The following is a 25,094-nucleotide window of genomic DNA, read 5'->3' on the forward strand; positions in this document are numbered from 1 at the left end:
TTCAGGCGCCCATCAGGCCGATATTGCTGTCGAGCAGCGCGGCCTGTTCGGCGAGCGCGCGGTCGTCGGGGGGATCGCCGACCTGGTCGACGAGATCGGTGCGGGTGATGACCACCAGTCCGCCGTCCCCGATATCGGGACCGGTCCTGACCTCGACGTGGCCCGCGGTCAGGACCAGGCGCGCGTCGGCGGCGGTGGTGTTGAGCAGGCGATGCAGGAGGGCGCTGGTGATGATTGCCTGCTCCGCGTGGTTCTCGTTCATGATCGGGTCACTTTCGTCGTGGCGATCGCTGAGCCGGGTAACCGGAAGTCATCGCGTTCAGCATACGCGCGGCTACCGGCTCGATCCGTCACGCCGGCCGATCGCGCGCACCCGCAGTGCGCGCGCGAGGTGATCACGCTGCTCGATCACCAAGCGGCGCAACGCACCCGGCGCGTCGGTGTTCGCCGCGAGCCACCGGTCGACGTCGTCGAGCGAGTCGGCGGCGGGGAACATCCCGAGCACGATCCGGCGGGCCAGCTCGATACTGCGCTGGTCCCAGACCGTGCGCAGATTCGCGAAGTACTCCGCGTCGAAACGGGCGATCAGCTCGCGGTGCTCGGCGGCCCGGAATCCGGCGATGACGGCGTCGAGGTGATCGTTGGTGAGGGCGGTGTCGGTGAGTGCCGCCGTCCACGCCGCGGCCTTCACCCGCGGGTCGGGGCGAGCCGCGAGGGCGCGGCGGTGGGCGGTGCGGCCCGAGGCGGTGTCGTCACCGGCGAGTTCGGCGTCCAGTTCGGTAGCGTCGGCGCGGCCGGTGGCGGCCAGGGCCGTCCACAGTGCCCAGCGCAGGTCCGGGTCCAGGGCCAGCCCCTCGGGCGCGGGCGCCCGGCCGTCGAGGATCGCCCGGATCTCGCCGGCGCGGCCCGCGTCGGTGGTGGCGGCGGTGGCCGTCGCGCGGGCCCAGGCCAGCTGCGCGCCGGAGCCGGGTTCCGCGGAAGCCAGGGTGGTCCAGCAGGATTCGAGCCACTCGCCGCGCCACAGCTGTCGCGCCTGGTCGGGCAGATAGTGGCCGATGGCGAAGGACGCGTTCGCCAGGACGGCGCTCAGCAGTGCGGTGTTCGGCTCCGAGGGTGCGAAGTCGCGGGCCATCCGCAGATAGCGGTCCACCGCGAGTTCCCCGTCGCGGGTGGCGTTCCACAGCGCCGACCAGATCAGGCCGCGGGCCAGCGAGTCGGTCACCCGGTCCAGGCTGCGCTGCACCGTGTCGAGCGATTCGGTGTCGAGGCGGACCTTCGCGTAGGTGAGGTCGCCGTCGTTGAGCAGGCGCAACGGGGCGGGCGCGAGGTCGACCGGGGTGCGCTCGGCCACGATGTCGAGTTCCACCCGGTCGCGGCGGACCAGCTCGCCCGCGTCGTCGAAGTCGTAGAGGCCGATGGCGAGGCGGTGCGGGCGTGGATCGGTCTGCACGAGTTCGGCGCCGTCGAGCGTCAGCGTGGACATGCCGCTGGTCTGCAACCAGGCTCGCGCCCAGCCCGCCAGGTCGCGCCCCGATTCCGTGGACAGCTCGGTGAGCAGGTCGGCGAGGGTCGTGTTGCCGAACGCGTGGGTCCGGAAGTAGCGGCGGGCACCGGCGAAGAAGGCGTCGCGGCCGACATAGGCGACCAGCTGTTTGAGCACGCTGGCGCCCTTGGCGTAGGTGATGCCGTCGAAATTGAGTTTGGCGGCCTCGAGATCGGTGATGTCGGCGACGATCGGATGGGTGGTCGGCAGTTGATCCTGCGAATACGCCCATGCTTTACGGCGATTGGCGAAGGCCACCCAGGCCTCGGTCCATTCGGTGGCCTCGGCGCTGGCCAGTGCGCCCATGTAGTCGGCGAAGGATTCCTTGAGCCACAGGTCGTCCCACCACACCATGGTGACCAGATCGCCGAACCACATGTGCGCCATCTCGTGCAGGATCGTGTTCGCGCGGGCCTCGTACTGTGCCGCGGTGGCCGCGCCCCGGAACACATAGGATTCGGTGAAGGTGACCAGGCCGGGATTCTCCATGGCGCCCAGGTTGTATTCGGGCACGAACACCTGGTCGTATTTGCCCCACGGGTACGGGTAGCCGAAGTGCTCGGCGAAGAAGTCCAGGCCCTGCCGGGTCACGGTCAGAATCGTGTCGGCGTCGAGGTAGCCGGCCAGCGAGGCACGGCACAGCACGCCCAGCGGCACGGTGAGTTCGTCACGCGCCCACGAGGATTCGACCCGGTGATACGGGCCGGCGGCGATCGCGGTGAGGTAGGTGGAGATCGGCAGGGTGGGGGAGAACTCGACCCGCTGGGACGCACCCTGCGCCTCGACCGTGGCGGCGGGCCGGTTCGACACGACCTCCCAGCCGGCCGGTGCGGTCACCGCGAAGGTGAACGGTGCCTTCATATCCGGTTGTTCGAAGCAGGCGAAGACGCGGCGCGCGTCGGCGGGCTCGTACTGGGTGTAGAGGTAGGTGCTGCCGTCGACCGGGTCGAGGAAACGGTGCAGCCCCTCACCCGAGCGGCTGTAGGCGCCGGTGGCCCGCACGACGACCACATTCGACGCGGCGAGCCCGGACAGTGTCAGGCGGGCGCCGTCGTAGTCGACGGGCACCTGCTGCCCGTTCACCGTCACCGAATCGACCGCGAGACCGAGAAAGTCGAGCCAGGTCCGCGTGCCGGTGGCATCGAAGGTGACGGTTGTCGTGGTCGCGAAGCTGGGCACGCTCTGATCGGCGGCCGCCGAGAGGTCCAGGTCGACCCGGTAGTCGCGGACAGTGACCGCGGCCGATCGCGCGGCGGTCTCGGAGCGGGTCAGGTTCGCGGTATGCACGCCTCGATCCTGCCAGCAGCCCGCGTGGGGCGGGCATCGACCGCGAGGAGTCCGGCCGGGATCGTGCCCGCCGGACGGGACCGCAGCTCGGCCGGTGTCCCGAGGTCGACGATACGACCGGCGTCGACGACCGCGACCCGGTCGGCGCGGTCGAGCTGACCGCGCAGATCGTGGCTGATCGAGAGAATCGCGGCGCCGTGGCGGTGCCGGTAGTCGTCGAGATGGTCCAGGACCCGTTGCGCCAGTGGCTGATCCAGGGCGGTGGTGATCTCGTCGCAGACCAGCACGCGAGGCTGTGCGCCGAGCGCCCTGGCCAGCGCCGCTCGTTGCAGCTGTCCGCCCGAGAGCCCGGCCGGATAGCGCCGGGCCTGGGTTTCCTCGATACCCAGTTCGGTCAGCAGGGTGATCGCCTGGGACGTCGCGGCGCCACGATCGGTGCCGCGCAGCCGGATCGCGGTGGCGGCGACCTGGTCGAGGACGGTGCGGCGCGGATCGAACGAGGCGGCCGACTCCTGCCAGACGTACTGCACGGCCGCGATCTGGGCTTTGCCGCGCCGCCGCAACGGCGGCAAACGCTGTGCGTCGAGCTGGATCTCGCCGCCGGCGGGGGTGACGAGCCCGGCGATACAGCGCCCGATCGTCGACTTGCCCGCGCCCGAGACACCGATCATGGCCAGCAGCTCACCGGGGTGCAGCTCGAGGTCGATCCCGTGCAGTGTCGGAGCGCCGCGATGGGTCACCGAGACTTCGCGCAGGCGCAGGACGGGTGTGGCCGGTGGGCGCGGTGCGCGTTCCCCCATGGCGGGGACCTCGGGTAGGTCACCGGTGGTGTGCACGCGGCCGTCGCGGACGAAAAGCGTTCGGTCGCCGACCTGTTCGACCGCGGCGGCGTCGTGCGTGACCAGCACGACGGCGGTGCCCGTATCGCGCAGGGCGGTCAGTCCGGTGAGCAGGGTCGCGCGGGCGATCGGGTCGAGGCCGACGGTCGGTTCGTCCATGACGAGCACGTCCGGGTCGAAGGTCAGGACCTGGGCCAGGGCCAGGCGGGCACGTTCGCCGCCGGAGAACTCGAACGGATACCTCCGCGCCAGCGCGTCGAGATCGGTCGCGTCGAGGTCGAACGCGGCGGCGGCCAGGGTCGCGGCCAGCCGGCGGCGCAGCTGCGCGCGGCCCGGGCGGGGCAGGCCGAGCCGGCGTGCCCGCAGCCGGGCGAGTTCGCCCAGCGCGGTCCCGATCCGGCGCGCGGGATTCAGGGTCGCGGCCGCGTCCTGTGGGAGATACCCGACCCGGATCGCGGCCCGGCGCCGCACCTGCCCGGTGACGGTGGTGCCGGTGACCGGTATCCCGGCGAGTGCGGTGGCGAGGGTGGTCTTGCCCGCTCCGGACGGGCCGAACAGCGTCACGATCTCGCCGGCCCCGATCTCGAGATCGGCGGCGTCGATGAGCACGGCCGTGCCCGCGGTGACCCGGAGTCCGCGCACACTGATCAGCGGCTCAGTCATCGCGGCTCATCCGGGCCATGCGCCGGGTGGCGAGGGTGCGCGGGTCGGCGAGCAGATCGTCACAGAGCAGATTGATCCCCACGATCAGCAGCACGATCAGCCCGGCCGGCAGCGCGACCGACCACGGCGCGATGGTCAAGGCGTCCTTGTTGGCCGCGACCGAGACCGCCCAATCGGTGGAGGTGGTGTCGAAGCCGAGGCCGAGGAAATTGGCCGAGGCCAGGAAGTAGACGGCGGCGGTGAACCGCAGGCACAGATCGGCGGCGATCGGGCGGGCCAGCACACCCGCCGCGTAGTTCCCGTAGCGGAGCGCCCGCGACTCACCTTGCATCCGTAAGGCATCCATGACCGGACTGCGGACGGTTCCGCGCGCGGCCATCCGCACGAACCGGGTGATCGGCGCGATCAGCGCGAAACCGATCGCACAGGCGATCGCGACCGCCGACCCGCGCGTGCGCAATGCGGCCACCATGATGATGAGCAGCGACGGCAGACACAGCAGCACGTCCATCGGCCGCATGAGCAGCTCGTCGACCCAGGCCCGTGGCGCCGCGGCCGCCGCGATCCCGATCACCGCGCCGGCCAGGTAGGCGATCAGCACGGTGCCGGCCGCGACGAGCAGAAAGGTCTGCCCGCCGGTGAGCGCGGCCGCGAGGACATCGCGACCGAGCCGGTCGGTGCCGAACGGCGACCAGTCCGACGGCCCGAACGGCGCCTGCCGATGCCGCGGCGCCCACCGGGCGAACACCGGACCGGCGAAGGCGACCAGCAGCGGAATCACGACGCAGCCGAGATACACCGCGCGACGCGCCGTCATCGCAGCGCTCCTTCGGCCGAGCGCGGGACCATGCGCTGTCCGGCGATATCGATCACGGTGTTGATGGCGATGGCGATCACGCCGGTGATCGCCACGATCGCCAGGATGACCGGGTCGTCGCGATTGCCGATGGCGCCGATCAACGCCGAGGCGATACCGGGCACCACGAACACCGCCTCCACGATCAGCACGCCGGACAGCAGGCCGTCACCGGTGCGGCCGAGTTCCTGCATCGCGGGCGCGAGCGCGTTGGGCGCGACATGGCGCGCCAGCAGCGACCATCGCCGCACCCCGAGCCGGCGCGCCTGGGCGATATAGGGCTGATCGAGCACATCGACCACACCGGCGCGCACCAGCCGGGCCAGCGGCGCGGCGACGCGGGCGACCATGACCACCAGCGGCAGCACCAGATATTCCGGTTGATCGAGCAGCGTGTCGAGATCGGTGCCGAGGAAGGTGGCGGGCAGCAGGTCCAGATCGATGGCGACATAGCTGACCAGCAGCACCGCCAGCACGAAATCCGGTATCGAGTCCAGCGCGATCCCGACCGTGGTGACCAGGCGATCGCACCACGAACCGGGCCACAGCCCAGCGGCGAACCCGGCGGTGACCGCCACCGGTACCAGCAGCGCCAGCGCCAGCACGGCCAGCAGCGCCGTGGTCAGGAACGGGTCGGCGATCACGCTGAGCACGCTGTGGCCGTTGGCGTAGGAGACGCCGAAGTCGCCGGTGAGCGCGCCACCGAGCCAGTCGAGGAAGCGTTGCAGCGGTGCGACATCGAGGCCGAGCAGCTGTCGTGCGGTCGCCCGCTGCTCCGCGCTGAGGACATCGTTGTTCTGGACATCGGCCGCGTCGCCCGGCAGCAGCAGCGAGAGGACGAAGACCAGCACCGCCAGCACGAACAGCTGTCCGGCCCCGATCACGGTGCGCCGCAGCAGGAATCGGGTGAACGGTGTCGACACGCGCACCGGTGCTACCGGATGCCGACCACGACGCGGTCGTCGCCGTACTGCCACACGATGCCGGCTTCGGCGAACCCGGCGTCCCTGGCGAAGGACACGTAGTCGTGGACGGTCGGCCGGTCGTGCACGGTGTGCTCGAAACCGCCGTCGCGCAAGCGGACCAGTTCGGCGAGTTCGGGCGCCCGGTGCACCGCGTCCCACCACTGCGCCCAGTCCTCGGCGTCGGCGGTGCCCCGGCGGGTAGCGCGCCGGACCGTCATGGCCTTGCCGAGCGCGTCCAGGCGCGGACCGGCGGGACCTTCGTAGAGATGGTCGCCGTCGATGAACACCCCGCCGGGTTTCAGTGCCGCCGCGCACGCGCGGATGAGCTCACGCAGCGGATCGCGGTTCATCCAGTGCAGCGCCGTCGTGCTGACGAAGGCGTCGGGCACCCGGTCCAGTGCGAGGGCATCGAGCCAGCCCTCGCGGCGCAGATCAGCGGAAACGGTACGGAACCGGGGTGATCCGAGCGCGCGGTCGGCCAGCCCCAGCAGCAGCGGATCGGCGTCGACGCCGACCACCCGCGCCGCGGGAAAGCGGTCGAGCAGTCGCTGTGCCAGGGTGCCGGGGCCGACCCCCAGATCGACGATGAGCAGGTCCTCGCGTTCGCGGAGTTCGTCGAGGACATCGCCGATCACCTCGAACCGCTGTTCACGGTCGGGCATGTAGTGCTCCTGCTGGCGATCCCAGCGGTCGATCCAGTAGCGGGCCCTGGCCGCGTCCAGCGCGGTCATCGGACGCGCACCCGGTCGAAGCGGGCCCAGCCGTGCGAGTTCGGCACGGCGGTGGGTACCTGCTGGAAGCGGTCGCGCGCGGCACTGTTCCACGCGGTGGTCCCGAAGAACACGAATCCTCCTCGATCGTGCAGAATCTCGTGCATGGTCCGATAGATCGCCGTGCGATCCTCGACACCCGGGGTGGCCTGGGCCTTCGCGTAGAGGGCGTCGAATTCCGGATCGGACCACTTCGTGCGGTTCTGCGGCGATCCGGTGAGCAGGCGCGACGCGAAATGATTCGGAATCGCCAGCGGCCCGGACTGTCCCATCGTCAGGTGCCCGGTCGACAGTGCGTCGGTGTAGTAGGTGTCCTTGGCGCCGAGCACCACGTTCACCCGCACCCCGCAGCGTTGCGCGTGCTCGGCGAACAGCCGGGCCGCTTCGACGAATCCGTGTGCCACCGGCGCGGTGAACAGGTCGAACGACAGGTCGCGCACACCGGCGCGGCGCAGCAGCCTGCCCACCTCGTCGGGATCGTAGGTGTGCTGCGGCAGTTCGGCGTAGTGCTGGAAACCCTTGCCGAACACGTCGTTGGACACCTCGCCCTGGCCTTCCAGGGCGATCTTCACCAGTTCGTCGCGGTCGAGCATCCGCATCACCGCGCGGCGCACGTCGGGGTTGTCGAACGGTGCCCGATCGGTCTTCATGGCGAAGAAGTGGATACCGCTGTTCGGTATCGCGGTCAGGCTCAGCCCACTCCGGCCCTGGAGGGTGCGCGCCGCCGAGGGCGTGAGGTTGTCGGCGTAGTCGACCTCGCCGCTCTGCACCGCCGAGAGCCGCGCATCGGACTCGGCGCTGACGATCCGCAACCGGCGGATCGCCGGGGCGCCGTCCCAGTAGTGGTCGTTGGCGGTGGCGACGAATTGCCTGCCCGCCTCGAAGGATTCGAAGACGAACGGGCCGGTGCCGACCGGGTGGTCGAAGTCGGTGGCGCCGTTCTGCACGATCTTGGTCCCGTAGGCCGACAGCGCGATCAGGAATTCGAAGGAGGGCTCGCGCAGCGCGATCTCGACCGTGCGCGCGTCGACGGCCCGGCTCTGGGCGAGATCGACGTGCTCGAGCGCGGAGGCGCCGATGAACGGCCGCCGCTGCGGCGGGCCGAGTACCCGCGCGAACGTGTACAGCACATCGTCGGCGGTGAAGGCCTTGCCGTCGTGCCAGCGCGCCTCGCGCAGCGCGATCCGCCAGCGGGTGCCGTCGGCGTTCGGCTCGGCGGCGGTGGCCAGGCGGGGGATCGGCGTCATCGTCTCGTCGATCTCGAAGAGGCCGTCGTAGACCGACTTCATTCTCGCCTCGTCGATGAACAGGGTGTTCACGCCGGGGTCGATGCCCTCGCCGGCACCCGAACCCTGGAACGCGGCGGTGAAGGTGTCGACCGCACCCTCGCCGTCGGCCGGCGACCGGTTGCACCCGGTCAGGGCGGCGCCCGCGGCGAGCGCGCCACCGAGCAGGAAGGTCCGACGACGCAACGTCGAGGACGGCATGTGTGGCTCCTATCGCGTCTGGTTCTCACGCGACGAAGACATGCGGAAACGAGCCACCCGGGGTGGCTCGGTTCGGCGTATCGATCAATACCCACGTGATCACGACCGTTCAGCACTGCATCCGCAGGTATCTGGCTTCGGCTCGCACGCGAGCCTCACAGTTGCGGGACAGCCCCGGAATCACACCGGTCTTCCCTGCGGACAGGCGTCATCCTACGCATGCCGGCGCGTGCGTGGATCTGCCTGCGGCCGTGCTGTGTTCGGGCGGAAATGACATACGAAGCCGGCGATTCGGATAACTGGAGAATTGCCGATTGTTAAATGGGTGGCAAGCCTTCTTCGACGAGCTGGTCGTGGATGACCGCGGACATCTGCTCGGCCAGTGGATCCAGCGGGGACGCCGGAATGGGCATTCCGTCATCGGTCTGTACCTGGATGAGCGCGCAGGCGAGTTCGGTGAAATCGCAGGATCGGATGATGCCCCAGGTGCGCATCACGACCATTTCCGTCGCCGGTGCGATGGTCACCGAACGGCTGCGCCAGCGCTGCGGCGGGGGTGCGCTGCGCCGGCGGCGGCGGGTGGCCGCCGCGGCGGTGGCCGTGTGCCGCTCGGCGATGAGCGCGGGCGGGATGTGCGCGTAGAGGTTGTCGCACAGCACCGCTGAACGGGCATCGGCCCTGGCCAGGGCGGTGAGTTTGCCCAGCGGCATGGCGTCGTCGGGGATCGCCCAGCCGTAGGCCGCTTTCCAGCGGTCGACCAGGTCGTCGAGCACGACCGATTCGAAGACGGTGATCCGGGCGGTCAGGTCGACCGATTCCTCGTCGATGAGGGCATGACGCTGGGCGGGGGTGAGGCGGTGGTCGACGATCCATTCGGTGCGGATTCTGGTCACTTCCCGCCAGACATGCAGATCGATCGCGCGCGTGCGAGATCGTTCCTCGTGCTCATCGCGATGTGATCGGGTCATTGCGCGCAATCCCTTCATCGTGCTGAACGGCCGTCTATTGCCTTTCCCTGAATGCGGTGGTAATTGCGATATCGGTCCCGACTCTATCGGCACGATTGCGCATTCGGCTATGACCGCGCATGGATAGTCGCCAAATATTTGCCGCGGATCTATAGCGGCCGAGATGAATTCCGCCGGCGCGGGGAGTGTGGGTCAGTTCGCGGGAGCGCCGAGGATGTCGGCGAGCACGGTCGCCTCGCTGATATCGGCGCGGCGGGCCGCGGTGAGCAGGGTGAGGGGTCCGTGCGCGGCCATCGTGCGCAATTCCGCGAGCGCGTCGGCATGGTCGGCGTCGTCGAGTTCGGCGCGATAGCGGCGGGCGAACTCGGCGAACCGGTCCGGGTCGTGGTCGTACCACTTGCGCAGGTCGGTGGAGGGCGCGGCCGCCTTGCACCAGGTGGTCAGGTCGGCGCGCTCCTTGCTGACACCGCGCGGCCACAGCCGGTCGACGAGTACCCGTTGTCCGTCGGTGGGTTCGGGGTCGTCGTAGATGCGGCGCACCACGACGTTCGGTCGCTGGGTCATCGGTTTCTCGCTTCCTGTTCGGCGGCAATGCCTTTCGCTGTCCGCAGGATGTCCTCGAGCATGGCGGGGGTGAGCCGGCCGGTGAAGGTGTTGTGCTGGCTGACGTGATAGCAGCCCAGCACGGTGACGGCACGGCCGTCGGGATGGGTCAGCCTCACCCGCGCGCCGTGGGCGAAGCGTGGCCGTGGCCGCGGCACCCGCCAGCCGCCTTCGGTCAGGACCGTGAACAGGGCCTGCCAGCCGAAGGCGCCCAGGACGACGATCACTGCCAGGGAATCGGCGAGCAATTCCAGTTCGCGGCTCAGGAACGGCGCGCACCGGTGCCGTTCCTCGGCGGTCGGCTTGTTCTGTGGTGGGGCGCAGTGCACGGGGGCGGTGAGGCGGGTGCCGAGCAGTTCGATGCCGTCGTCGACGGCCACCGGGTGCGCGCCGGTCGACAACCCGACCGCGTGCAGCGCCGCGAACAGGACCTCACCGCTCTGGTCGCCGGTGAACATCCGGCCCGTGCGATTGCCGCCGTTGGCCGCCGGCGCCAGCCCGACGACGAGGATCGACGCGTCGTCGGGGCCGAATCCGGGGACGGGCCGGGCCCAGTAGTCCTGATCGCGGAAGGCGGCCCGTTTCACCCGCGCGACTTCCTCGCGCCAGGCGACCAGCCGGGGGCAGGCGAAGCAGGAGGAGACCAGGCAATCCAGTTCGGCGACGGTCCGGGCCGCGCCGGCGGCCGACGGCGCCTGTTCGGGACCGCGATGGTTGATCTCGGTGGGTTCGCAACTCACGTCGCCGACCATGGCGACAAGTTTAGCCGCGCGGTACCGGCGGTACCACGTACGGTATTGGCATGGTGTCAACTGAGATCGTGACCGCCGACGGAGTCGTGCGCGGTCGAGTGGGCCGTCATGTCGTCAGCTGGCGTTCCGTTCCCTATGCGGCGGCGCCGGTCGGTGACCTGCGCCTGCGTGCCCCCCAACCGGTGCGGCCGTGGACGGGGGTGCGCCCGGCCATGGAGTTCGGCCGCGCCGCCGTCCAGCATCCCAACGGCGCGCGAACCGGGCCGCGCACCTGGCAGCCGATCGGCGAGGACTGCCTGACGCTGAATGTCACCGCGCCGGTCACCCCGTCTAAGACCCCGCTCCCGGTCCTGGTGTTCATCCACGGTGGCGGCTACCTCTTCGGGACCTCGAGCATGTACTCCGGTGCGCGTCTTGCGGTGCGCGGCGAGGTGATCGTGGTGTCGGTGAACTACCGGCTCGGCGGGCTCGGCTATGTCGACTTCAGTGAATTCTCCACTCCGGAACGGCCTTTCGACTCGAATCTGGGGTTGCGCGACCAGGTCGCGGCGCTGGGCTGGGTGCAGCGCAATATCGCCGCGTTCGGTGGCGACCCCGGCAAGGTGACCGTGTTCGGTGAGTCGGCGGGCGCGCACGCGGTGGTCTCGCTGCTGGCGACGCCGTCCGCGCGCGGGCTGTTCCATCGGGCCATCGCGCAGAGCGCCCCGGCCGACTGGGTCGCGCGGCCCGAGCAGGCGCGCCGGTTCGCCCGCCGCGTCCTCGAACGCCTCGGCGCCGATCCCGCCGACGCGGTGCGCACCCTGACCACGGTGCCCGCCACGGAGCTGTGCCGGGCCGCGGACAAGGCGCTGGGCCGGGCGCTGCGCGAGGAACCGGGCAGCTTCCCCTACGCTCCGGTGCCCGACGGCGACTTCCTGCCCGAAGCGCCCCTGGACGCGATCGCGGCGGGCCGGGCGCACCCGGTCCCGCTGATCATCGGGACGAATCTGGACGAGGGGACGCTGTTCCAGCGTTTCGGCAAAGCGGTGCCGCACACCCCGCAGCAACTGGACTCGGTGTTCCGGCGGTGCGCGCCGGGGACCGGCAAGCAGGTGATCAGCCGGTATCACGGCTATCCCGCGCCGCGCACCGCGGTACGGATCGGCGGGGACTTCATGTTCCTGCGGCCGACGCTGGCGGTCCTGGAGGGCCACAGCCGCTACGCGCCCAGCTACGCCTACCGCTTCGATTTCGCGCCGCGCGCGCTACGCGTGGCGGGCCTGGGCGCGACCCACGCGCTGGATCTGGTCCCGGTGTTCGGGTGGGTCGACGGACCGGTCGGCCGGATGATGACCGCGGCGGGCGGGCGCCGCGCGTTCCTCGCCGTGCAGGACTTCATGCAGGACAACTGGCTGCACTTCGCCCGCACCGGCAGTCCGTTGCCGACCTGGTCGCCCTACACCGAGCAGCGCCGCGCGACCTGTGTCATCGACCAGCCGCCCCGCATGCTGATCGACCCGGAGGCCGGCCGACGGGAAGCCTGGCACGGGGTCGTGGTCGCCGCGCGCGCCGATCGGAACGAGGCATGACCGTCGAGGCAGGCGCGGGCACCTTGGCGCAGCGGATCAAGACGCTCTACGCCGAGGACGCGCAGATCCAGGCGGCCAGACCCGCCGACGACATCCACGCCGAGATCACCAGGCCCGGTGCGCCACTGGCCCGGATCGTCGAGACGGCCATGACCGGCTACGCGGACCGCCCCGCCGTGGGTGTCCGGCGCACCGAGCTCGTGGGTGACCCGGTGTCCGGGCGCGTGACCCGGCGCCTGCTGCCCGCCTTCGACCTGTTGACCTACCGGGAGCTGTGGGAGCGCGCCCGCGGCGTGGCCGCCGCCTGGCACGCCGAGGGTCTGGCCGCCGGCGATTTCGTCGCCCTGCTGGGGTTCACCAGTGCCGACTACACGGTCCTGGACCTGGCCACCATCCATCTCGGTGTGGTCGCGGTCCCGCTCCAGGGTGGGGCCGGACTGGAACAGCTGCGCTCGATCCTGGACGAGACCGCGCCACGGGTGTTCGCCGTGGACACCGCGCATCTGGCCGTCGCCGTGGACGCGGTGCTCGCCGGCGCCACGCCGCACACCGTGGTGGTGTTCGACCATCACGCCGACGACGACGATCACCGCGACGCCCTCGCCGCCGCGCGGGCCCGCCTGACCGCCGCGAACTCGACGGTCACCCTCCGTACCCTCGCCGAGGTCGTCGACCGGGGCCGGGCCCTGCCGCCCGCACCGCTGTTCGTGCCCGCGCCCGGCGAGGACCCCCTCGCCCTGCTGATCTACACCTCCGGCAGCACCGGCACGCCCAAGGGCGCGATGTACAACCAGCGGCTGGTCGCGGTGAGCTGGCAGCCGCCCCGGCCGCTGTCGGCGATCACCGTGAACTTCCTGCCGCTGAGCCATATCGCCGCCCGCTTGACCCTGGCCTCGGTGCTGGCGCGCGGCGGCACCGCGTATTTCGCCGCGGCGGCGGACATGTCGACACTGTTCGACGACATCGCGCTCGCGCGGCCCACCGAGATCTTCCTGGTGCCCCGGGTGTGCGATCTGCTCTGGCAGCGCTACCAGCGTGAGCTGGCGCGGCGCGGCGGGCCGGATGTGGACGCCGACGCGCTCGCCGAGGAGGTGAAAACCGAACTGCGCGAACGGTTCCTGGGTGGCCGGTTGCTGCAGGTGCTGTGCGGCAGCGCGCCCATCGCCCCCGACCTGCGCGCGTTCGTCGAATCGGTGCTGCGGATGCGGATCCACGACGGGTACGGTTCCACCGAGACCGGCGGCGGGGTCATCTTCGACACGAAAGTCATGCGGCCGCCGGTGCTGGACTACAAGCTCGTCGACGTGCCCGAACTGGGCTACTTCACCACCGACAAGCCGTATCCGCGGGGGGAACTGCTGCTCAAGACGACCACCATGATCGCCGGTTACTATCGGCGGCCCGAGGTCACCGCGGCGGTGTTCGACAGGGACGGTTTCTGCCGCACCGGTGATGTGGTCGCCGAGCTCGCGCCCGACCGGCTGGCCTATGTCGACCGCCGCAACAATGTGCTCAAACTGTCGCAGGGCGAATTCGTGACGGTGTCGACACTGGAGGCGGTGTTCGCCGGGGCCGATCTGGTGCGCCAGATCTATGTCTACGGCAGCAGTGAGCGCGCGTATCTGCTGGCTGTCGTCGTGCCCACCGAGGCCGCGCTCTCAGGTCCGGCGGGGGAGTTGCGGGCCGCGATCGGCGCGTCGCTGCAACGGGCCGCGGTCGCCGCCGGGCTCGAACCGTATGAGATTCCGCGTGATTTCCTGATCGAGACCGAGCCCTTCTCGGTCGCCAACGGGCTGCTGTCCGGTGTCGCGAAACTGTTGCGGCCCAAGCTGAAGCAACGCTATGGCGACCAGCTCGAGCAGCTCTACACCGACGTGGCGCGGGAACAGGAGGACCAGCTCGCGCGGCTGCGTCGCGACGCCCCCGGCCTGCCGATTGCGGAGACCGTCGCGCGGGCGGCGCGCGCGGTGCTCGGCTGCGATGCCGCCGACCTGCGCCCGGAGGCTCGCTTCGCCGACCTGGGCGGGGATTCCCTGGCGGCACTGTCGTTGTCGACATTGCTGCGCGAACTGCTCGGCGTCGATGTGCCGGTGAATGTGGTGCTCGCACCAGGCAGCGATCTGGCCGCACTGGCCGCCTACCTCGAGCGCGGCACCCGCACCACCGATGTCGCCGCCGTCCACGGCCCTGATCCGACCGAGATCCGGGCCGCCGACCTGACCCTCGAGAAATTCCTCGACCTCGACGGCGCCGCCGATCTGCCGGTTCCGGATCAGGTGCGGACCGTGCTCATCACCGGCGCCAACGGCTACCTCGGACGTTTCCTGCTGCTGAACTGGCTGGAACGACTGGCCCCGCAGGGTGGCAAGGTCGTGTGCGTGGTGCGCGGCGGTGACACCGCGGCCGCGCGTGCCCGCCTCGACGAAGCCTTCGACACCGGCGACGCCACCCTCGCCGAACACTTCCGCGACCTCGCGACCGGCACACTCGAGGTGGTCCCCGGTGACCTCGGCGAACCCGATCTCGGTCTGCCGCAGCCGCTGTGGCAGCGGCTGGCCGGCGAAGTGGATCTGATCGTGCACTCGGGCGCGCTGGTCAATCACGTGCTGCCCTACGGTCAGCTGTTCGGCCCCAATGTCGTCGGCACCGCCGAGATCATCCGGCTCGCCCTCACCACGCAACGCAAACCGGTGAGCTACCTGTCGACGGTGGCCGTCGCGGCGCAGGGGGAGTCCTTCGCCGAGGACGGCGATGTGCGCGTGATGAGTCCCGTGCGCCGCCTCGACGACAGCTACGCCAACGGGTACGGCAACAGCAAATGGGCCGGTGAGGTCCTGCTGCGGGAGGCCTCGGATCGCTTCGGCCTGCCGGTCGCGGTGTTCCGTTCGGACATGATCCTGGCCCACCGCGACTATGCGGGTCAGCTGAACGTGCCGGATGTGTTCACCCGGCTGCTGTTCAGCGTGCTCATCACCGGGATCGCCCCGGAATCGTTCTACCGCACCGGATCAGGGGGTGACCGCCCGCGCGCGCACTACGACGGACTGCCCGCGGACTTCGTCGCCGCCGCGGTGACCGAACTGGGCGCGGTCGCCGACGCCGGCTACCGAACCTACGACGTGCTCAACCCGCACGACGACGGCATCTCCCTCGACACCTTCGTCGAGTGGCTGATCGCGGCCGGACATCCCATCGCGCGCGTCGCCGACTACACCGAATGGTTCACCCGTTTCGAGACCGCGCTGCGGGCGCTACCCGAACCGCAACGCAAACACTCGCTGCTGCCACTGCTGCACGCCTATCGGCGGCCCGGCCGGGCCCTGCCCGGTGCGGCGCTGCCCGCCGACGGTTTCCGTGCGGCGGTGCGGGCGGCGGGAATCGGTGCCGCCCAGGATATTCCGCACCTGGACGCGGCATTGATCGACAAGTACGTCAGCGATCTGGTCGGGCTCGGACTGCTGCCGTCACCGGTGCGGGGGTCGTAGGCTGGACGCAGTGACCGCGCGAGGACAGGAGCATGTGATGCGACGTTCCACCGTCGGCGCCGGCCTGGGGGCCAAGGCGCTGCGCACCCGCTGGCTGGTGCGCGCGCCGATCGCCCTGTACCGCGCGGGGTTCGGGTTCCTGCTCGGCCGACGCCTGCTCATGCTCGAACACCGGGGACGGGTCAGTGGTGAGCGTCGGTTCGTCGTCCTCGAAGTCGTCGAGCAGCCGGTCGCCGACGAATATGTGATCGTGTCCGGCTTCGGGGTGCGGTCGCAGTGGTATCGCAATGTCGTCGCGGATCCGTCGGTGCGGATCTCGACCGGGTTCCGCCGCAACCTGCCCGCCACCGCGACGCCGATGACCGAACAGGAATCCGCCGACGCGCTCGCCCGATACGCCCGGCAGCACCCGCGCGCGTGGAAACAGTTGCGCGCCACCATCGAACAGGCCACCGGCGCCCCGGTCGACACCCTGCCGATGGTGCGGCTGCGAGTGCGCTGACCGGATCAGATATCGAGCAGGTGCGGCAGCCCGGCCCGGAAACGGTCGGCGTCGACGGCCTTGGCCCCGGCGAACACGGGCAGGTCCACCAGCGTGAAACAGCTCGCGCGGCTGCCCGGGTCACCGGCGGAATCGAGCACCGCATTGGCCGCGGCGCGCCCGGATTCGTTGGCGCCCTCCATTGTCGCCAGGTCGATATGGCTGCGGATGTGGTCGCCACCGAAGTAGAGATTCGGGATGGCGCAGTGCGCGTCGGGCCGGTTGTCGTAGGAGCCGACGGTATTGACCAGCAGCGGCGTCGCGTTGTGGATGCCATCGCTCGACCAGGTGATGCCGGGGTCCAGATGCCAGGAGTGGATGTCCTCGTCGCGCAGCCAGCCGGTACCGGTGTTGAGCCAGGTCTTCAGCTGCGCCCACACCTCCGCGGCGATTTCCTCGGCACTGCACTCCTTGGCGGTGCGGCCGTAGACGATGCCGGGGGTGTCCCAGTCGGAGATGTCGACCGACAGGCACTCCACGACCGAACCGTCCCCGTAGGTGGCGGCGAAATCGCCCACCCACATCGGGGCCTGGCGCAGCGCGGTGATCGCCCACGGTGAACCGAGCGCGGCAATATGGCCCTCGGGGATATCGGTGGGGCGGCGCAGGAAATACTGGATGCCGACCATCCAGTCGGTGACCAGGTCGCGCATCCCCTCCAGGCGCGGGTCGGCATCCAGGATCGCCGGGCTCAGCAGGTCGACGACGCGGTCGACGGGGATCGCGCAGATGTAGTGATCGGCGGTCACCGTCGTCGTGCCCGCGCTACCCGTCACCGTCGCCGACTCGATGCGGCCACCGGCCAGGCGCAGTGAGCTCGCGCCCTGTCCCATGACGAACCGGACACCGAGGGACCGCAGGTAGGCGACCCACGGATCGATCCACGCGGCATTGGTCGGCCGGTTCAGGATGCGGTCCACCCCGCCGGAGAACTCCGGGACCAACCCGGAACCGGCCAGCACCAGTGCCTCGCCGATGGTGCCGATCGTGCGCGCCGAACTCGTCTGCGGTTTGGCCGCGACGGTGATCCGGGTCAGCGCGTTGACCAGGTACTTGCGGTAGGCGGCCGACTTGCCCTCGGCCCGCATGATCTGCTCCCAGGTGACGTATTCCCACTGCCCGAAACGGCGTTCGGTGCTCGAGGTGAACCACATGGTCATCTGCTTGGCGAAGAAAGCCAGCTCGTGGGCGGGCAGGCCGGGGATGAACTGCAGGGCGCCGATGATGTTGTTCTGGATCACCTGCGGGGTGAGCTGGGTGATGCCGCCCGCCTCGACCGGCAGGAAGATCGGCGCGGTGTTCTCGAAACCGGCGACCGTGCCCTCGACCCGGACGAGATTGTCGAGCACGCCGTTCGGGTTGCCGGGGAACGGGATCCGGCTCATCGTGTCCGGGACATTGCGGTAACACCCGGGGAAGAAACGGAAGCCGTGCTCGCCGGGCAGATCCTGCCTGCCGGGGCCCGCGGTGCCGGGCACACCGAGGCTGCGGGCCTTGCCGCCGAGGTAGGCGGGTTCGTAGACGGTCACCTCGTAGCCGCGTTCGGCCAGCTCGTGCGCCGCGCTGAGCCCGGCCATCCCGCCGCCGAAGATCGCGACCGACTTGCCCGGGGTCCGTAGCAGGGGCGAGCGCGGCCCCGGGGCGGCGGCGGCCGTGGGCGCGGTGACGGCCAGCGCGGCACCGGCGGCCAGGCCGGCGCGCAGGGCGGTGCGACGGGAGAAGGTGAGCGGGCTATCGGACATGCTGTGCTCCAGGTGCCACAGAGGTGAGCAGTGTGTGCGTCGGCGGCGCCACACGAGGGGGATTGCCACGCAACGTGGTGTGCGTGAGGTGTCGTTCGGCGATCGCGCCCCGGATCTCGTGTGCCATGTCGGCGAGGACGGTGGGGAGCTGATCGCGCTGGTGACGCAGCGCGCCCCAGCCCAGTCGCAGTGCGCGGGCCGGGGTGTAGAGCTCGCCGGGCCTGCGGGTGCGGGAAAAGATGCCGGTGGTGATCTCGGCGAGTTCCGCGTCGGCCTCGGCCCGGCGGTACAGCTCGATCTCCAAGGGGCGCATGGCCTCACCCCGGGCCAGGCGATTGGTCCAGTGGAAGATGTCGCGGCACTCGATCACCCGCGTGCGTTCCCAGCGCGCCAGCGCCAGATCGAGGACCGCCGGATCGTCGAGCACGCCGGCGACGGACTCGGCCAGCCTGCGGCCGTAGTGCAGGGCATCGCGAATCCCCTGCGCGGTGACGGGATCCTTGAAGTGACCGGCGTCGCCGGGCAGCGCCCAGCCCGGGCCGGTGGACCGGCGGAAATACGAGGCGATGCCGACGGCCGATCGGACACGTCCGACGCGTTCGCAGCCGTGTAGTCGATCGGCCAGTGCCGGAATCCGCTGCACCGCTGCGGTGTAGCGGCGTTCGGCCTCGCCCGGCCCGAGCTTGCCCTCGGCGCGCGGCGGCTGCACCAGGCTCAGCACCAGGCCGTCGTCGCAGGGGAACGCAGTGCCCAGATCGGCGCCGACGCGCCACTGCGCGGCGATATGGCGCTGTGCGTCGGCGGTGTCGCGCCAGTAGGCGAAATAGCAGTCGCGGCCACTGGGTACCGTCAGGAACGGGTCGTCGGCGCCGACCGCGCGGGCCACGGTGCTGCGCCGCCCGTCCGCGCCGACCACCAGCGCCGCCCGGATCTCGGTGACCGCACCCGCGCTGTCGGTGTAACGCACACCGGCGCACCGGTTCCCGTCGAAGACCACCGACTCCACCCGGCAGCGCTGGCGCACGTCGGCGCCCGCGGCGATCGCGGCCCGCACGAGCACCCCGTCGAGACCGGTGCGCCGCACGCACATCGCGTAGTCGATGCCGTCGACCGGCGGAAACACCGACCCGATACCGAATCCCGCGCCCTCGGCATAGGCGTGGGTCAGCCGGGGTGCGCCGAGCGCGGCCACCTCGGCGAGCACGCCGAGGCGCTGGAGTTCGGCCACCCCCGCGGGCCAGAGCAGATGGGTCGACAGGGTGTCCGAGGGCAGGGCGGCGGCGTCGAGGACGATCACCCGTCGCCCGGCCGCGGCCAGGGTGAGCGCGGTCGCGGAGCCGGCGCAGCGCGCGCCGACCACGACGACATCGGCCGACTCGACGCGGGGGACGGGGGAACCAGCCATTGTGAACCGCCTCGGTCATCAAGTCTCGGACACTGTGTCCGATCACGATCATGAGGTGCGCCGGGGCGAGAGTCAATACCACACGGCGACAACATGATTGCCAGGGGGGGTTGCACCGCCGACCGGAGGTTCGCGGGTCCGGCGGGCACAATGAGGACATGTCCCCACAACACGACGGCGCCACCGAGCAGCGTCCGGGGTGCCGATGCCCTCGCTGACGCGGGTCCCGCGATCGGCGCGCAAACCCTCCGACGATCGGCGCGTGGAATTCGAGCGCCGGGTGCTGGGCGCGGTCGAGGACCTGCTCGCCGAGGGCACCCCGTACACCGAACTCGCCGTGCAGAAGATCGCGACCGCCTCCGGCGCGGCCCGCTCGACCTTCTACCGCTACTTCCCGGACAAGAGCAGCCTGCTGATCCGGATGGCCGAGCTGGCCACCGTCGACCTGTTCGGCGCCGCCGAAATGTGGTGGCGCGCCGACCACACCGACCGGCAGGCCGGTGTGGTGGCGGCGATCGGCGCGATGATCGGCGGGTTCCGCGCGCACCGCTACCTGCTGCTGGCGCTGAGCGAGGTCTCCGCCTACGACCGTGCCGTCGCCCACTATTGGCGCACCAGGGTGGCCGGCTTCGCCGAGCTCGTGCACGCGCGGCTGGAGGCCGAGCGCGCGGCAGGCCGGGTGGCCGCGCACCTGGACTCCGCCGCGACCGCCCTGGTCCTCACCTCGATGGTCGAGCGCACCCTGACCGTCGCCTTCTCCGCCGACACCGGCATCGGTGACGAGGAACTGGCCGCCTCGCTCGGTCGCGCCATCTGGCTCGTCGTCTACGGGGACGCCGAGCCGGTCGGTTGAGCGGCGCGGATGCTACCGGTGCTTCGCGAGGAAGCCCGGGTCCGGGGTGAACGCGGTCAGGCCCACGTCGCGGTAGCCGCCGACGAGGCGCTCGTACTTGCGCCGGTTGCGCGCCATCGGTGAATCGGTGACCGCGGCGGGCAGGCGCTGGTAGGCGACCCGCAAAGCGGTGGTGAGCACCCGGAATTCGCGTTCCTGCCTGCGGCCCCAGGTGATCGGCATCAGCGCGCGGACCTCGGGGTGCATGATGCCGCAGCCCAGGATCATCGCGATGTGGCCGAAGGTGGGCGCGCCGAGTCGCCACAGCGGTTCGGTGATCGCGGGCAGGAAGTAGGGCCGTGGCGAACGCATGACGGTGCTGGTGGCGCCCTCGAGCGCGGTGGTCCGGCGCAGTTCGCCGATCATCTCGTCGTAATGGGCGAGGAGTTCGGGGAATTCGGCGATGGGCCGGGAGCTGCCCGGGAGATGCAGGCCGCGGGTCTTGTAGAGGTAGTGCTCCCAGATCGCCTGGCTCTGCGCGGGGGTCGGCTCGTCGCCGGTGAGTGTGAGGTAGGCGCCGCGCTGCACGAAGAAGGTCGAGTACAGGATCCAGTTCCAGGATCGCGGGTTGAGCGCGGAATAGCGCTCACCGTCGGGACCGACGCCCTTGACGTCACGGTGCAGCAGCATCAACCGCTCGGACTCGGCGGCCCGGTCGGCGTCCTCGCCGTGGTAGATCAGCTGGTCGGCGGCCGCGGTGCGGACCGCGCGCGCCCATGGCTCGTAGCGCGACCGGCCGGTGGCCTCGAGCGCCGCCGACACCGGCGGCAGCATCGGCTGATCGAACAGGGCGACACCGAACAGGCCGAACAGAACCGAACCGCCGACCTGCTCGAAGCGCTCGACGGCGGCAGCGGTGGCGGAACTGGCGGGGGCCCAGGTGGCGGTGTCGACAGCGCGCAGTTCCTTGTGCGGCACGGGGCAGGTCATCGTTGAACTCCTTTGTTCACTCCACTATTTCTGGTGCCGTGCGACACCAGAAATGCGTGTGATGTCAGGGTGCACCAGAATGGGGTGATGGTCAAGACGACACCGCGCGCCTACGGGGGTGTCGCCGCGGACGAGCGGCGTTCCCGGCGCCGCGCCGCCCTGCTCGAGGCCGCCCTCGACCTGCTCGCCGAGGAGGGGGCACAGGCGGTCACCAAGCGCGCGGTCTGCCACCGTGCCCAGCTCAACGACCGGTACTTCTACGAGCAGTTCACCGACCGTGACGCCCTGCTCACCGCGCTGTCGGAGGAGCTCACCACCCAGGGCATCGGCGCGGTGGTCGCCGCGACCCACGCCGCGGCACCCGACCTGCACAGCCAGGTCTACGCCGCCGCCGACGCCGCCCTGGGCTTCCTGCTCGCCGATCCCCGCCGCCAGGCCCTGCTGCTCAACGCCCACAGCACCGGATCGCTCTACACCGCACGCGTGGCCACCCAGCACGCCATCGCGACCGCGGCGAGCACCGTGAACCGCGAACTACGCCCCGATCTCACCGCCGACCCGGCCGACGCCGAACTGGCGGCCTACATCGTGGTCAGCGGCACCCTGGAACTCGTCGCCGCCTGGCTACGCGGCGAATTCACCACCACCCGCGAACACCTGACCACCCACGTCGCCGGCCAACTCCTCCAGGTCCCTCTCGCCGCCGGCCAATGGACGGGCCCGAACCCGATCGGCTGAGTTCGCCGCCGTTCGCTGGGGGACCTGTGGGCGAGCGGGCCACATGCGGCACACTGGATCGGTAATCGATTGCTGTGTGGCTGTTTTCGGGGGAGATTCGATGAGTGTGGTTGTGCTGGCCGTCCAGGACGTCGTGGGACAGGTGCTCGCCCAGCAGGGAAATCCGGTGCCCGAAGCGCCACCCGGCTCGGACACACCTCTGCAGCTGGTGCGCTACCTCCGCTGGCTCCCGGTGATCGCCGTGCCGATCGTGCTGGCGATCGTCGTCATCGTGCTGGTGCGCGTATCGCGGTCAGGTCGCGGGCCTGCCATGGACGCGCGGACCGGGCGGCCGTTGCCGCCGGCACACCCTGACCAGCGGTGGGCCCCACCGCCGACAGACCGGCCGATCGGCCCTGGCTCGGCGCGGCAGGGCGTCGATGGCTGGGGTTCGCCGGATTCGGCTGGGCGGGGTCGTCCGGATCGGGGCTGAGTAACTCTCACGTCGCCCAGCCCAGGCGGGTCAGCATTCGGTCGCTGTGCGAGCGGCCTGTGGTGCGGCGGGTGTGATGGGTGCCGGCGAGTAGCGCGCCGAGGCCCGCGCCTGCGGCGTTCATCAGCACGTCGTCGATCGAGGAGACGCGGCCGAGATCGAATGCGTACTGGGCGATCTCGAGCGTTGCCGAGAGGCCGGCCCCGATCAGTGTCATGCGCGCCGCCCCGGCCAGGCGCGGGAAACGCAGTGGCAGCAGGAAGCCCAAGGGGACGTACCAGCAGTGCCACCGGTACGAGCAGCGCCCACACGATCAGTACCGGACCCCAGGATTCCCACACGCTCCCCACCGGCGCCAGGGTAGCGCGGTTACGGGCCGACGATGCGGGTGGCGGCCAGCACGGTCGCGGCCCGGCGTTTGGCGAGCCGCCTGCCGTCGGCCTGCTCGGCGTCCTGGCGGGCGTGGGTGGCCGCGGTGCGGGCAAGGTCGGTGAGCATCCGCAGCAGCAGCGCGGCCGGGATCGCCGCGGTGATCAGGCCCTCGCGCTGGCCACGGCGGAGTTCGGCGATCTTGGGTTCGACGGTGCGCCGCAGGATCTCGGCGATGTCCTCGCCGGAGGGCTCGAGCTCGGCCCAGGCCTGCAGGCGAGCGTCTTCGGGATGGTCGACGAAGTGGTCGAACAACCGCCCGATGTAGGCCGGGATGTTCTCGGCGGTGAAACCGGTGTCGAGCGTGGTCTCGGTGGCCCACTGCTCGGTGACGGCGGCATACAGCTCGCTCTTGCCGGGAAAGTAGGCGTAGAGCCGGTCTTTGCTGGCCCGGGCGGTGGTCGCGATCCGGTTGATCCGGGCGCCGGCGATACCGAATTGCGCGAACTCGATCTTCGCCGCGGCCAGAATCCGCTCCCTGGTCGCCTCACCCGCTGCCCGCATGGCCGTATGGTACCTCTTGCCGAACCATCTGGTTCGGAACTATGGTCCTTTTCAGAACCGTATGGTTCTGGAACCGGCGAGACGAGGACATGATGAGCGCGGAGAAACCACGCTGGCAGCAACTCCGGGAGCAGAGCGAAGGCGTCGAGACCGCCGAACTGGACCAGCTCTGGACCCGGCTACGCCCGGCACGCGCCGAGGACATTCTCGGGGAATGGCGCGGTGACGCCTTTCAGACCGGCCACCCGCTGTGCCGCGCGCTGCCCGCCAGCCGCTGGTACGGCAAGAACTTCCTCGCCCTCGACGACGCCAAGCCGCTGATCTGCCGCGCCGAGGACGGCACTCTGTTCTCGAATGTCGAACTGGGCCAGGGCGAGGCGACCCTGTGGAATGTCGAGTTCCGTGGTGAGGTCACCGCGACCATGGTCTACAACGGCCGCCCGGTCTTCGACCACTTCAAGTGGCTCGACGACACCACGCTGATGGGCATCATGAACGGCAAGCCCGAGCTGGTGCTCTCGCGCGGCGCCTACTTCTACTTCCTGCTGGAACGGGTCTCCTGATGCGGACCACGGCGGTCCTGTCCCGGGATCCGGCGGCCGGGTTCACTGTCGAGCCGGTCGAGATCGACGAGCCGCGCGCCGGGGAGATCCTGGTGCGGGTGGTCGCGGCCGGCATCTGCCACACCGACCTGGTGAGCCGGCGCGCCGGCGCGGCCGACCGGCCGATCCTGCTCGGTCACGAGGGAGCGGGCGTCGTCGCCGCGGTCGGGCCCGAGGTGCGCACGGTGCAGCCCGGCGATCATGTGGTGCTGACGTTCCGGCATTGCGGCGCGTGCGTGAACTGCGCGGCCGGCCGGCCCGCCTACTGTGTGCGCGCCACCGCGCTCAACCAGTTCGGCCGCCGCGCGCACGAGGGTCCCCGGGTCCGGCTCGGTGACACCCCGGTCCTCGACGGTTTCTTCGGCCAGTCGAGCTTCGCCGGCTACGCGCTGACCACCGAGGACAACACCATCGTGGTCGACCCCGCCGTCGACCTGGCACTGGCCGCGCCGTTCGGCTGCGGATTCCAGACCGGCGCCGGGGCGGTGCTCAACGTGCTGCGCCCCGGCGCGGGGGACCGCCTGGTCGTATACGGCGCCGGCGCGGTCGGCATGGCGGGATTGCTGGCTGCCCGCACAGTCGACGATGTGCGCGTCGTGGTCGTCGAGACCTCGCCCGCGCGCCGCGAGCTGGCCTTGGAACTGGGCGCCGAGGCCGCACTCGACCCGGCCGAGGGGCCGACGGCGGCGCGCGTGCGCGAGCTCACCGACGGCGGCGCCACCCACGTCCTGGACACCACCGGCATCGCCGAGGTGCTCGGTGACGCCGTCACCGCGATGACCGTCGGGGGCACCGCGGTGGCGGTCGGCCTCGGCCGCGGCACCCCGCCCATCGATGTGGCCGATCTCGTCCTGCACGGCAAGACGATGCGCGGCTGCATCGAGGGCGACAGCGTGCCGGCCACCTTCATCCCGCAGCTGCTGGCGCTGCAGGCGAGCGGCCGTTTCCCAGCCGAACGTCTCGTCGCCCGCTATCCCCATACCGCTATCGATACCGCACTGGCCGACCAACGCGCGGGACGCGTGGTCAAGCCGGTGCTGACCTGGTGAACGC

Annotated in this window: 23 protein-coding genes and 1 riboswitch; of the genes, 8 read left to right on the plus strand and 15 right to left on the minus strand. The window is 70.6% G+C overall.

Annotation, left to right across the window (positions count from 1 at the left end; all coding sequences use genetic code 11):
• Window position 1 precedes the first annotated feature (1 nt).
• The 10 genes from ACFXK0_RS06545 to ACFXK0_RS06590 all read right to left on the minus strand — a co-directional run bounded on the left by ACFXK0_RS06545 (window position 2) and on the right by ACFXK0_RS06590 (window position 10,733).
• Window positions 2-262 (minus strand): hypothetical protein, encoded by a 261-nt coding sequence (locus ACFXK0_RS06545; RefSeq protein ID WP_379408835.1) that lies wholly within the window; start codon window positions 260-262, stop codon window positions 2-4.
• Between the two features lie 72 nt (window positions 263-334).
• On the minus strand, window positions 335-2,830 hold the full coding sequence (gene pepN, locus ACFXK0_RS06550; protein WP_379408836.1) for an aminopeptidase N: 2,496 nt from the start codon (window positions 2,828-2,830) through the stop codon (window positions 335-337).
• The gene (locus ACFXK0_RS06555) at window positions 2,812-4,332 is read right to left on the minus strand and encodes an ABC transporter ATP-binding protein (RefSeq protein ID WP_379408837.1); all 1,521 of its coding nucleotides are present in this window, start codon (window positions 4,330-4,332) and stop codon (window positions 2,812-2,814) included. Before ACFXK0_RS06555 ends, pepN begins: the two co-directional genes overlap by 19 nt.
• Entirely contained in the window at window positions 4,325-5,149 is an 825-nt protein-coding gene (locus tag ACFXK0_RS06560; RefSeq protein WP_379408838.1) for an ABC transporter permease, read from the minus strand. Before ACFXK0_RS06560 ends, ACFXK0_RS06555 begins: the two co-directional genes overlap by 8 nt.
• Window positions 5,146-6,111 carry an ABC transporter permease gene (locus ACFXK0_RS06565; protein WP_379408839.1) on the minus strand — a complete coding sequence of 322 codons (966 nt, stop codon included), beginning with the start codon at window positions 6,109-6,111 and terminating at the stop codon, window positions 5,146-5,148. The genes ACFXK0_RS06560 and ACFXK0_RS06565 overlap by 4 nt, the downstream gene beginning before the upstream one ends.
• A gap of 11 nt (window positions 6,112-6,122) precedes the next feature.
• Entirely contained in the window at window positions 6,123-6,884 is a 762-nt protein-coding gene (locus ACFXK0_RS06570; RefSeq protein ID WP_379408840.1) for a class I SAM-dependent methyltransferase, read from the minus strand.
• A complete protein-coding gene (locus tag ACFXK0_RS06575; RefSeq protein WP_379408841.1) occupies window positions 6,881-8,410 on the minus strand; it encodes an ABC transporter substrate-binding protein in 1,530 nt (509 codons plus the stop codon). The genes ACFXK0_RS06570 and ACFXK0_RS06575 overlap by 4 nt, the downstream gene beginning before the upstream one ends.
• 104 nt (window positions 8,411-8,514) lie before the next feature.
• Window positions 8,515-8,646, minus strand: a riboswitch (cobalamin riboswitch).
• An 81-nt stretch (window positions 8,647-8,727) separates the two neighbouring features.
• The gene (locus ACFXK0_RS06580; protein WP_379408842.1) at window positions 8,728-9,378 is read right to left on the minus strand and encodes a hypothetical protein; all 651 of its coding nucleotides are present in this window, start codon (window positions 9,376-9,378) and stop codon (window positions 8,728-8,730) included.
• Between the two features lie 192 nt (window positions 9,379-9,570).
• Window positions 9,571-9,942 (minus strand): DUF488 domain-containing protein, encoded by a 372-nt coding sequence (locus ACFXK0_RS06585; protein WP_379408843.1) that lies wholly within the window; start codon window positions 9,940-9,942, stop codon window positions 9,571-9,573.
• Window positions 9,939-10,733: a uracil-DNA glycosylase gene (locus ACFXK0_RS06590; RefSeq protein ID WP_379408844.1), complete on the minus strand. Its 795-nt coding sequence runs from the start codon at window positions 10,731-10,733 to the stop codon at window positions 9,939-9,941. Before ACFXK0_RS06590 ends, ACFXK0_RS06585 begins: the two co-directional genes overlap by 4 nt.
• 50 nt (window positions 10,734-10,783) lie before the next feature.
• Between ACFXK0_RS06590 and ACFXK0_RS06595 the strand changes: the two genes are divergently transcribed.
• From ACFXK0_RS06595 to ACFXK0_RS06605, 3 genes are read left to right on the plus strand one after another with little or no spacing between them, the layout of a single operon-like run.
• Window positions 10,784-12,301 (plus strand): carboxylesterase/lipase family protein, encoded by a 1,518-nt coding sequence (locus ACFXK0_RS06595; protein ID WP_379408845.1) that lies wholly within the window; start codon window positions 10,784-10,786, stop codon window positions 12,299-12,301.
• The gene (gene car / locus ACFXK0_RS06600) at window positions 12,298-15,786 is read left to right on the plus strand and encodes a carboxylic acid reductase (RefSeq protein WP_379408846.1); all 3,489 of its coding nucleotides are present in this window, start codon (window positions 12,298-12,300) and stop codon (window positions 15,784-15,786) included. The genes ACFXK0_RS06595 and car overlap by 4 nt, the downstream gene beginning before the upstream one ends.
• Before the next feature lie 37 nt (window positions 15,787-15,823).
• On the plus strand, window positions 15,824-16,288 hold the full coding sequence (locus ACFXK0_RS06605; RefSeq protein ID WP_379408847.1) for a nitroreductase family deazaflavin-dependent oxidoreductase: 465 nt from the start codon (window positions 15,824-15,826) through the stop codon (window positions 16,286-16,288).
• A gap of 5 nt (window positions 16,289-16,293) precedes the next feature.
• Here the strand turns inward: ACFXK0_RS06605 and ACFXK0_RS06610 are convergent, their stop codons facing one another.
• Window positions 16,294-18,069 (minus strand): FAD-dependent oxidoreductase, encoded by a 1,776-nt coding sequence (locus ACFXK0_RS06610; RefSeq protein ID WP_379408848.1) that lies wholly within the window; start codon window positions 18,067-18,069, stop codon window positions 16,294-16,296.
• A complete protein-coding gene (locus ACFXK0_RS06615) occupies window positions 18,059-19,474 on the minus strand; it encodes an NAD(P)/FAD-dependent oxidoreductase (RefSeq protein WP_379408849.1) in 1,416 nt (471 codons plus the stop codon). Before ACFXK0_RS06615 ends, ACFXK0_RS06610 begins: the two co-directional genes overlap by 11 nt.
• A gap of 262 nt (window positions 19,475-19,736) precedes the next feature.
• Between ACFXK0_RS06615 and ACFXK0_RS06620 the strand changes: the two genes are divergently transcribed.
• Complete coding sequence (locus tag ACFXK0_RS06620; protein WP_379408850.1) at window positions 19,737-20,327, plus strand: TetR/AcrR family transcriptional regulator; 591 nt, start codon at window positions 19,737-19,739, stop codon at window positions 20,325-20,327.
• A gap of 12 nt (window positions 20,328-20,339) precedes the next feature.
• On the opposite strand, the gene ACFXK0_RS06625 is transcribed toward ACFXK0_RS06620, so the two are convergent.
• Window positions 20,340-21,296, minus strand: coding sequence for an oxygenase MpaB family protein (locus tag ACFXK0_RS06625; RefSeq protein ID WP_379408851.1), 957 nt, complete (start codon window positions 21,294-21,296; stop codon window positions 20,340-20,342).
• 87 nt (window positions 21,297-21,383) lie between these two features.
• On the opposite strand from ACFXK0_RS06625, the gene ACFXK0_RS06630 reads away from it, so the two are divergent.
• On the plus strand, window positions 21,384-22,034 hold the full coding sequence (locus ACFXK0_RS06630; RefSeq protein ID WP_379408852.1) for a TetR family transcriptional regulator: 651 nt from the start codon (window positions 21,384-21,386) through the stop codon (window positions 22,032-22,034).
• 100 nt (window positions 22,035-22,134) lie between these two features.
• Window positions 22,135-22,506 carry a hypothetical protein gene (locus ACFXK0_RS06635; RefSeq protein ID WP_379408853.1) on the plus strand — a complete coding sequence of 124 codons (372 nt, stop codon included), beginning with the start codon at window positions 22,135-22,137 and terminating at the stop codon, window positions 22,504-22,506.
• A gap of 7 nt (window positions 22,507-22,513) precedes the next feature.
• Here the strand turns inward: ACFXK0_RS06635 and ACFXK0_RS06640 are convergent, their stop codons facing one another.
• Window positions 22,514-22,774 (minus strand): VanZ family protein, encoded by a 261-nt coding sequence (locus ACFXK0_RS06640; protein ID WP_379408854.1) that lies wholly within the window; start codon window positions 22,772-22,774, stop codon window positions 22,514-22,516.
• Between the two features lie 101 nt (window positions 22,775-22,875).
• Window positions 22,876-23,439 carry a TetR family transcriptional regulator gene (locus ACFXK0_RS06645; protein WP_379408855.1) on the minus strand — a complete coding sequence of 188 codons (564 nt, stop codon included), beginning with the start codon at window positions 23,437-23,439 and terminating at the stop codon, window positions 22,876-22,878.
• Window positions 23,440-23,528: 89 nt separating this feature from the next.
• Here ACFXK0_RS06645 and ACFXK0_RS06650 point away from each other — a divergent pair, with 89 nt between their 5' ends.
• Complete coding sequence (locus ACFXK0_RS06650) at window positions 23,529-24,002, plus strand: DUF4334 domain-containing protein (RefSeq protein ID WP_379408856.1); 474 nt, start codon at window positions 23,529-23,531, stop codon at window positions 24,000-24,002.
• Entirely contained in the window at window positions 24,002-25,090 is a 1,089-nt protein-coding gene (locus ACFXK0_RS06655) for an NAD(P)-dependent alcohol dehydrogenase (RefSeq protein ID WP_379408857.1), read from the plus strand. The genes ACFXK0_RS06650 and ACFXK0_RS06655 overlap by 1 nt, the downstream gene beginning before the upstream one ends.
• Window positions 25,091-25,094 lie beyond the last annotated feature (4 nt).

The organism is Nocardia sp. NPDC059177, from assembly GCF_042755165.1.
Classification (GTDB): domain Bacteria; phylum Actinomycetota; class Actinomycetes; order Mycobacteriales; family Mycobacteriaceae; genus Nocardia.

Excerpts from the sequence above, each read along its gene's own strand:
- ACFXK0_RS06605 (WP_379408847.1), top strand. The coding sequence starts at position 15,824 with ATGCGACGTTCCACCGTCGGCGCCGGCCTGGGGGCCAAGGCGCTGCGC.
- ACFXK0_RS06615 (WP_379408849.1), bottom strand. The coding sequence starts at position 19,474 with ATGGCTGGTTCCCCCGTCCCCCGCGTCGAGTCGGCCGATGTCGTCGTG.
- ACFXK0_RS06545 (WP_379408835.1), bottom strand. The coding sequence starts at position 262 with ATGAACGAGAACCACGCGGAGCAGGCAATCATCACCAGCGCCCTCCTG.
- ACFXK0_RS06580 (WP_379408842.1), bottom strand. The coding sequence starts at position 9,378 with ATGACCCGATCACATCGCGATGAGCACGAGGAACGATCTCGCACGCGC.
- ACFXK0_RS06650 (WP_379408856.1), top strand. The coding sequence starts at position 23,529 with ATGATGAGCGCGGAGAAACCACGCTGGCAGCAACTCCGGGAGCAGAGC.
- ACFXK0_RS06595 (WP_379408845.1), top strand. The coding sequence starts at position 10,784 with ATGGTGTCAACTGAGATCGTGACCGCCGACGGAGTCGTGCGCGGTCGA.
- ACFXK0_RS06625 (WP_379408851.1), bottom strand. The coding sequence starts at position 21,296 with ATGACCTGCCCCGTGCCGCACAAGGAACTGCGCGCTGTCGACACCGCC.
- ACFXK0_RS06635 (WP_379408853.1), top strand. The coding sequence starts at position 22,135 with ATGAGTGTGGTTGTGCTGGCCGTCCAGGACGTCGTGGGACAGGTGCTC.
- ACFXK0_RS06555 (WP_379408837.1), bottom strand. The coding sequence starts at position 4,332 with ATGACTGAGCCGCTGATCAGTGTGCGCGGACTCCGGGTCACCGCGGGC.
- ACFXK0_RS06570 (WP_379408840.1), bottom strand. The coding sequence starts at position 6,884 with ATGACCGCGCTGGACGCGGCCAGGGCCCGCTACTGGATCGACCGCTGG.
- ACFXK0_RS06645 (WP_379408855.1), bottom strand. The coding sequence starts at position 23,439 with ATGCGGGCAGCGGGTGAGGCGACCAGGGAGCGGATTCTGGCCGCGGCG.
- ACFXK0_RS06575 (WP_379408841.1), bottom strand. The coding sequence starts at position 8,410 with ATGCCGTCCTCGACGTTGCGTCGTCGGACCTTCCTGCTCGGTGGCGCG.
- ACFXK0_RS06610 (WP_379408848.1), bottom strand. The coding sequence starts at position 18,069 with ATGTCCGATAGCCCGCTCACCTTCTCCCGTCGCACCGCCCTGCGCGCC.
- ACFXK0_RS06585 (WP_379408843.1), bottom strand. The coding sequence starts at position 9,942 with ATGACCCAGCGACCGAACGTCGTGGTGCGCCGCATCTACGACGACCCC.
- ACFXK0_RS06630 (WP_379408852.1), top strand. The coding sequence starts at position 21,384 with ATGGTCAAGACGACACCGCGCGCCTACGGGGGTGTCGCCGCGGACGAG.
- car (WP_379408846.1), top strand. The coding sequence starts at position 12,298 with ATGACCGTCGAGGCAGGCGCGGGCACCTTGGCGCAGCGGATCAAGACG.
- ACFXK0_RS06590 (WP_379408844.1), bottom strand. The coding sequence starts at position 10,733 with ATGGTCGGCGACGTGAGTTGCGAACCCACCGAGATCAACCATCGCGGT.
- ACFXK0_RS06655 (WP_379408857.1), top strand. The coding sequence starts at position 24,002 with ATGCGGACCACGGCGGTCCTGTCCCGGGATCCGGCGGCCGGGTTCACT.
- ACFXK0_RS06560 (WP_379408838.1), bottom strand. The coding sequence starts at position 5,149 with ATGACGGCGCGTCGCGCGGTGTATCTCGGCTGCGTCGTGATTCCGCTG.